Source organism: Aeromonas sp. SG16 (assembly GCF_024436135.1).
Taxonomy (GTDB): domain Bacteria; phylum Pseudomonadota; class Gammaproteobacteria; order Enterobacterales; family Aeromonadaceae; genus Aeromonas; species Aeromonas jandaei.
The window spans coordinates 161,382-168,005 of sequence record NZ_JANFNW010000009.1 but is presented as its reverse complement, the minus strand read 5'-3'; the positions used below and the strand labels follow the sequence as shown (position 1 = coordinate 168,005).

Annotated in this window: 7 protein-coding genes; 5 read left to right on the top strand and 2 right to left on the bottom strand. The window is 56.9% G+C overall.

Annotated features, from left to right (window positions below; genetic code table 11):
* Positions 1 to 248 (top strand): hypothetical protein (locus NOM67_RS18295; protein ID WP_255939063.1); only part of this gene is annotated, 248 nt, incomplete at its 5' end.
* On the top strand, positions 229 to 1,425 hold the full coding sequence (locus tag NOM67_RS18290; protein WP_156854083.1) for an NnrS family protein: 1,197 nt from the start codon (positions 229 to 231) through the stop codon (positions 1,423 to 1,425). The genes NOM67_RS18295 and NOM67_RS18290, both read left to right, overlap by 20 nt.
* A gap of 9 nt (positions 1,426 to 1,434) precedes the next feature.
* Here the strand turns inward: NOM67_RS18290 and NOM67_RS18285 are convergent, their stop codons facing one another.
* Positions 1,435 to 2,004: a helix-turn-helix domain-containing protein gene (locus NOM67_RS18285; RefSeq protein ID WP_182927082.1), complete on the bottom strand. Its 570-nt coding sequence runs from the start codon at positions 2,002 to 2,004 to the stop codon at positions 1,435 to 1,437.
* Positions 2,005 to 2,125: 121 nt separating this feature from the next.
* Here NOM67_RS18285 and NOM67_RS18280 point away from each other — a divergent pair, with 121 nt between their 5' ends.
* Together NOM67_RS18280 and NOM67_RS18275 are read left to right on the top strand one after the other, a co-directional pair.
* Positions 2,126 to 3,301: a benzoate/H(+) symporter BenE family transporter gene (locus NOM67_RS18280; RefSeq protein WP_198505707.1), complete on the top strand. Its 1,176-nt coding sequence runs from the start codon at positions 2,126 to 2,128 to the stop codon at positions 3,299 to 3,301.
* Positions 3,302 to 3,421: 120 nt separating this feature from the next.
* Positions 3,422 to 4,492 carry a DUF3103 family protein gene (locus NOM67_RS18275; RefSeq protein WP_156854077.1) on the top strand — a complete coding sequence of 357 codons (1,071 nt, stop codon included), beginning with the start codon at positions 3,422 to 3,424 and terminating at the stop codon, positions 4,490 to 4,492.
* Positions 4,493 to 4,551: 59 nt separating this feature from the next.
* Here NOM67_RS18275 and metF read toward each other — a convergent pair whose 3' ends face one another.
* Positions 4,552 to 5,448 (bottom strand): methylenetetrahydrofolate reductase, encoded by an 897-nt coding sequence (gene metF / locus NOM67_RS18270; RefSeq protein ID WP_005341548.1) that lies wholly within the window; start codon positions 5,446 to 5,448, stop codon positions 4,552 to 4,554.
* A 334-nt stretch (positions 5,449 to 5,782) separates the two neighbouring features.
* Between metF and NOM67_RS18265 the strand changes: the two genes are divergently transcribed.
* Positions 5,783 to 6,583 (top strand): GNAT family N-acetyltransferase, encoded by an 801-nt coding sequence (locus NOM67_RS18265; RefSeq protein WP_041209691.1) that lies wholly within the window; start codon positions 5,783 to 5,785, stop codon positions 6,581 to 6,583.
* Positions 6,584 to 6,624 lie beyond the last annotated feature (41 nt).

Genomic DNA, 6,624 nt, shown 5'->3' with positions numbered 1-6,624 from the left:
ATTGCAAAAAGATGGCTTTCGCTGTTCGTTCGCTCACAAAGCCACCAATTGGCATATTAAACCGGCGAAATCAGCTTACTACTGGCACCTCAATAGCCAAATCAGGCTACCTGCCACGGTTTATCACTGCCCTCTCATTTCTTGCCCTTATCAACACATCGGTTTTAATTGAACATTTGAAAAGCCAATTTATAATTGGCTTTTCAAATGTTCAATTAAGGTTTCGTCATGCATCAGATCCTGGATAGCCGTAAAGAGGAGAAAATTGTTCCTCTGTTCCGCCTCGGGTTTCGGCCTTTCTTCCTGCTCGGCGCCTTGTTCTCAACATTGGTAATGCTGGGCTGGCTTGGGCAGCTCAATGGCTGGTTCGTCTTGCCGGGGATTGGCAATCCCATCTGGTGGCATGCTCACGAGATGTTGTTTGGCTTCGGAGCTGCGATTGTTGCAGGATTTCTACTGACCGCAGTGCAAAACTGGACCGCTCACCCCGGGGTTAGAAGCTGGCCGCTAGTGCTGATCGTGGTGCTGTGGGCATTGCCGAGAGCTTTGCTGCCCTGGCTGAGCGAACACAATACCTTCTTGATGGCAGCAGACCTGCTCTGGCTGCCGCTTTGCGCCTGGTATCTGGCCAAACCTATCGTGCAAACTAAACAATGGCGCAACCTCTTCTTTGTACCTCTGCTGGTTGTTCTGACCCTGCTCAACGGTGCCAGCTGGCTATGGGAGGCACAGTGGGTAGATATGGAACATCTGTTCATTACCGCTGTGCTCTTGTTTACGAACCTCATCGCCGTGATGGGAGGGCGAGTCATCCCCTTCTTTACCGCCAGAGCCACCGGGATGGAAAAAGCTGTTCCTATTCTCTGGCTGGAGCGTGCAGCCCTTGCCACGCTGTGGCTCATCCTGGTGAGCTGGCTGCTGCTACCCACACAGTGGACCACCAGCATCTATATGTTCCCTCTATATATAGTGGCTGCCGTTTTGCATCTGTGGCGCCAGTTGCGTTGGCGACTGCCGTCCACTCTTGGCCAGCCCCTCTTGTGGTCGCTGCACCTCGCCTACCTGTTTATTCCCCTCGGCCTGCTCTCCCTTGGTGCTCTGGCTGCCGGCCTGCCCATAAGCCTGTCGCTGGCCAGCCACCAGCTCAGTGCCGGCTGCATGGGGACAATGATTCTGGGGATGATAGCCCGGGTTTCCCTTGGTCACAGTGGCCGGGCTTTGCAGGTGGGGCGCAGGATCCAGTACGCGTTCGCGCTGGTGATCGTGGCCGCCCTACTCAGGGTCCTGATCCCGCTATTCTGGCCTGCCTATACCCTGCACGGCTGGAACCTGAGCGGCCTGGCCTGGAGTCTGGCGTATGGTCTGTTTGTCTGGGTCTATGCCCCCATACTGACCAGCCCTCGTGCAGATGGGCGACCTGGCTGAGCCACCAGCTCAAGACCTGCTGGCCGGATAGTGGATCAGATTGTGGAAGATAGCCGGGGCCACCCCCTGATTGCGATAGCCATGAGGGCGATCAGCCGCAAAACGCACCGCCTCTCCCTGTGTCAAGGAACGCCACTCTCCATCCACCAGCACTTCCATCTGGCCGCTGATGACGATGACATGCTCGGTCACTCCGGGCTCATGGGGCTCTGATTCTCGCTGATAACCGGGCAACAGAGTCAGCTCAAACAGTTCGAATCCAAAGCGTCTCTCATAAGGGAAGAGAGGGGCGACCTGCATGCCCTCTCCCGCCGGCTGCTGGCGAATCGCATCTGCGGTGCGATAGAGCACTTCCCCCTGCTCTGCCGGAGTCGGCTCGATGAAGCTGGAGAAAGAGACCCGAAAGCCGGTGGCAATCTTCCACAAAGTGGCCACCGTCGGGCTCGATTCCCCTCGCTCAATCTGGCCCAGCATCGCCTTGCTGACGCCAGTCTCTCGCGCCGCTACATCCAGGCTCCAGCCCAGTTCACTGCGTAAACCCTTCAGACGTTGTGCCAGATGCTGATTCACCTCTTGCATGACTGCCTCTTTAATTGCGCCAGCATTAATTGCCTTGTGCGCTATAGCGCACACCGATATAGTCTGGTGCAATATTGTACGTAATAACGCACAAACCGCCACAACCCCACAAGGACGTTATATGCCCTTTGCCCTTCCCCATCTGGTCGCAGGCTTCATCGCCGTGATGGTCGGTTATACCAGTTCGGTCATCCTGATCATTCAGGCAGCCACGGCAGCGGGGGCCGATGCTGCCCAGCTCGCGTCTTGGTTATGGACGCTGGGTATCGGCATGGGCATCAGCTGCATCGGCCTCTCCCTCTATTACCGCATTCCCGTCTTGACTGCCTGGTCGACCCCGGGGGCCGCCCTGCTCATCACCAGCCTGGGCAACTTCACCCTGGCCGAGGCCATCGGTGCCTTCATTATCTCTTCCATGCTGATCACCCTGTGCGGCATCAGCGGCTGGTTCGATCGGCTAATGCGTCATATTCCTGCACAGCTGGCGGCGGCCATGCTCGCCGGGGTATTGCTCAAATTCGGGCTGGATCTGTTCAAAGTCGCGCCGGCAGATCCCATGCTACTCGGCAGCCTGTTGCTGGCATTCCTGCTCGGCCGCCATCTCTGGCCACGCTATACCATGGTACTGGTGCTGGCGGTCGGCATCCTCATCTGCCTGTTGAGAGGAGAACTGCGGCTTGACACCATTCACTGGCAACTGGCCGGCCCGGTCATGACCTGGCCAGAGTTTTCCCTTAGCGCCCTGTTCGGTATCGCTCTGCCACTGTTCATCGTCACCATGACCTCCCAGAACATGCCAGGCATTACCATTTTACGGGCCCACGGCTATCAACCCGCCACCTCATCTCTCATCACCTGGACCGGCCTGACCGGTCTGCTGCTGGCTCCATTCGGCGGTTACGCCTTCAACCTGGCGGCCATCACCGCTGCCATCTGCATGGGGAAAGAGGTAGATCCGGATGCCAACCGGCGCTGGCCCGCGGCAGTGTGGGCTGGCTGCTTCTATCTGCTGACCGGCTGTTTCGGGGCCACGGTGGCGGCGCTGTTCACAGCCTTCCCAGCGACACTGGTGACCTGTGTCGCCGGGTTGGCCCTACTCGGCACCATCGGCAGCAGCCTGCACACCGCATTGCAACACGATGATGCCCGTGAGGCCGCCCTGCTGACCTTCATCATCACGGCTTCCGGTATCAACCTGCTCGGCATCGCTGCCGCCTGCTGGGGACTGCTCATCGGCATGGGGCTCTATGGCATCCAAATTTATCGACAAAGGAATCAATTGGATCACAAACCGTGAACCATTCCACACTCTCCGTACAAAATAGTTCACAACTGAAACTAATTTTAATCTAGTGGCATCAGGCGGCATCTTCTTCCCAATTTGCCGCCTGTCAGGTTCATATAACGGAGAATAAAAATGAAAAGTCAGGCTGTCTTGTTATTGCTGGCCATACTGGGCGCCACGAGCGTCCAGGCTGCCGATACGGATCGGGAGCTGGCGCGCCAGCTCGCGCTACAACAGAAGAGTTTGCTGCCTCTGGTGAGCAATCCTCAGTACCAAAGCCCGCTGCCCGAGTTGTTGAAGAAAGCGCCCACCCGCCTTAAACGGCAAGCAACCGATGCCAATCAGGCAGCGATCGCCCGACAAGGGCTCGACGGGGAAGTGAAGCAGTTGATGCAGCTGCGACTGGCCAACCCGGAACAGGCTGCCGCCTTGCAACAGGGGGTTGAACCGCTGGTCGCTTATGTCCCGAGCGGTGATGAGAAGAGCTGGAGTGCCATCGAAGCGTTCGACAGCGCTGGCAATCCGGTCTATCTGGATGTCGACAAGGCACCGGCCCGACCCGTGCTCGTGGTCGAAGCAGATCCGGTGAAAGCCAAAAATGCCGGTCTGCAGGTGATGCGCAAGGCGTTTGCCGCGGCCGATATGCAGGCAGCCCCCCAACCCAAGGCTTCTGCCAGCACTGCACCGCTCAAAACCAGCATCCTGAAAAAGATCAGACTGAAAGATGATCAGGAGCCATGGCTGCTCGGTGCTGCCGAGGTTTATGCCGTCGTCGCCGGGGTCAACCCCAGTCGGGATGAACCCGTGGTCGATATCGTCGATATGCCCTACCTCGACTATGACAATACCGACTACACTCCCAACCAGATCCTGGTTTACTGGGATCGCTACCGCTGGGGTGCGGTTGATATCGTGATGATGGAGCAGGATGACAACGTCAACTACAAGGAGCTGGCCGACCTGCTGATTGAGGCGCTCAAGCTCGGCTTTACCGCTGGCGGAGTGCCGGAGGGCCTCCCCTTCCTCGATCTGGGCGGTCGTATCGTCAAGGCGCTACCCGACTCCTGGATGACCAATGACGATGACTATCTGGATACCTTCTACACCCTGGAGCAGGACCAGAGTTATCACCAGTATCCGGGAGCAGCAGGCAATGCGGTAATCGATCTCGAGCCGAAAGAGATCGCTCCGACCAGACCCTGACGGGTCGCCATAACAAAAAAGCCAATGAACGACTCATTGGCTTTTTATCCCTCTGCCGATTACGGCTGACCTTTCGGTCGCACCCCAAGGGTGTGGCAGATGGCATAGGTTAATTCGGATCGGTTCAGGGTATAGAAGTGGAAATCCTTGACCCCTTCCTGACTCAGCACCCGTACCTGATCGATGGCGATACTCGCCCCCACCAGATTACGAGTCATCTGATCGTTCTCCAGCCCTTCAAAACGCTGATGCATCCAGCGCGGGATCTTCACGTTGGTGAAGCCGGCAAACTTGGCCAGGGTCTGGTAGTTGGAGACCGGCAGGATCCCCGGCACGATTTCGGCATCAATACCGATAGCGGCACAACGATCCCGAAAACGCAGATAGGTCTCCACATCGAAGAAGAACTGGGTAATCGCTCGGTTGGCACCGGCATCGATCTTGCGCTTGAGGTTGAGCAGATCCGACTGGGCGCTCTTCGCCTCCGGGTGACCTTCCGGATAGGCCGCTACCGAGATATCGAAGTCAGCTTCAGCCTTGAGCAGGGCAACCAGATCGGTGGCATACATCTCGGGCTTCTCCAGCCCCTGAGGCAGATCACCACGCAGCGCAACAATATGGCGGATACCGCTGTTCCAGTAGTCGCGGGCAATGGTACGCAATTCGTCGCGGCTGGCATCGATACAGGTCAGGTGAGGTGCCGCGATCAGGCCGGTGCGCTCCTTGATATCCTTGATCACCTTGTGAGTGCGATCCCGAGTGCCGGAATTGGCGCCGTAGGTCACGGAGACAAACTTGGGTTCCAGCACTTTCAGTCGCTCAATGGACTGCCAGAGCGTGTTTTCCATCCCTTCGCTGTTGGGCGGGAAAAACTCGAAACTGACCGATATATCGCCATTCAAATCTGCCAGACTCTGGTTGAGCGCTTCAACCTGACGTGCACTGTGAAATCCCATCTGCTCTTCTCCCTGTCCTGCAATCCATCTACGCACGCCAAAACGGATGTTTGGACGTCTAAACGTCTCTATATTTATGAGCAAAGCAATATAAAGTCAACTGTCATTTCACAAACACCGTCAGATGAAACTCATCGTTACAAATTAATCAACGACTAAGCGGAACTCATCATCCCAAAATTATCCCGAGCGAGTTATGATAGACGACGGATCGTCCTGGACGTTCTGAATCTGCGTGTGATTGTTTGGCCGGAGAATCAATTCTCCGGCCCCTTTTTATCTACTTCTTCCTGCACCTGCCGATAAAAGATTGAATCTTCGCAGGAGCACCATCATGGATACCCACCCCGGCTTTGCCACCGACTTGCTGTTTGATCGCTATCAGGGCGAGGTCACCCGGCACGAGCAGTTCTGGGCCGTGCGCACTCCGGATGCTCCCGACTACTACTTTGGCAACTATCTGCTGCTCGCCTCTCCCCCCAGTGACAGGGATAAAGGATGGCTGGAAGCCGCATTCGATCAGCTGATTGGCCAGGATCCCAGGATCCAGCACCGAACTTTCCAGTGGCCACTGGCCGAAGGGCAGAACAGCCGGGTCGCCGGCTTCGTCACTACCGGATATCAGTATCTGGAGTGCGTTGTTCTGGCACTCGACAAGGATGGCTGGCAAATGTCCGATAGCGCTCTTTCCCATGCCGAAGTGCGTGCATTCAAGCCTGCTGACTGGCAGGAGTGGATAGACTTCGAGCTCCATGAGCGAGATGAAGCTCATTCAAAGGAGAGTTATCTCTCCTACCTTCACTCCCGCAGCGAGCTCTATCAGGCAATGATTGCCGATGGCCTGGGTAACTGGTGGGGGGTCTGGCTGGATGATCAGCTGGTTGCCAGCTGCGGTCTCTTCTTTACCGATAAGTTGGGGCGCTTTCAGCTGGTAAGAACCCACCGGAGATGGCGGAATCAGGGGCTCTGCCGCCAGCTGCTGAGCCAGGTTGCTCAACACGGGCTCACTCGCGTCGAACAGCTGATCATAGTGGCCGACGAGCACTACCACGCACAGCGGATCTACCGCTCGCTGGGTTTCACTCCGGTCGCCCGCATCGGCAGCCTTTGCCGCTGGCCCCATGAACCTCGGTAGAGCAGCAACAAAAACGGGAGGCTGATGCCTCCCGTTCCTTT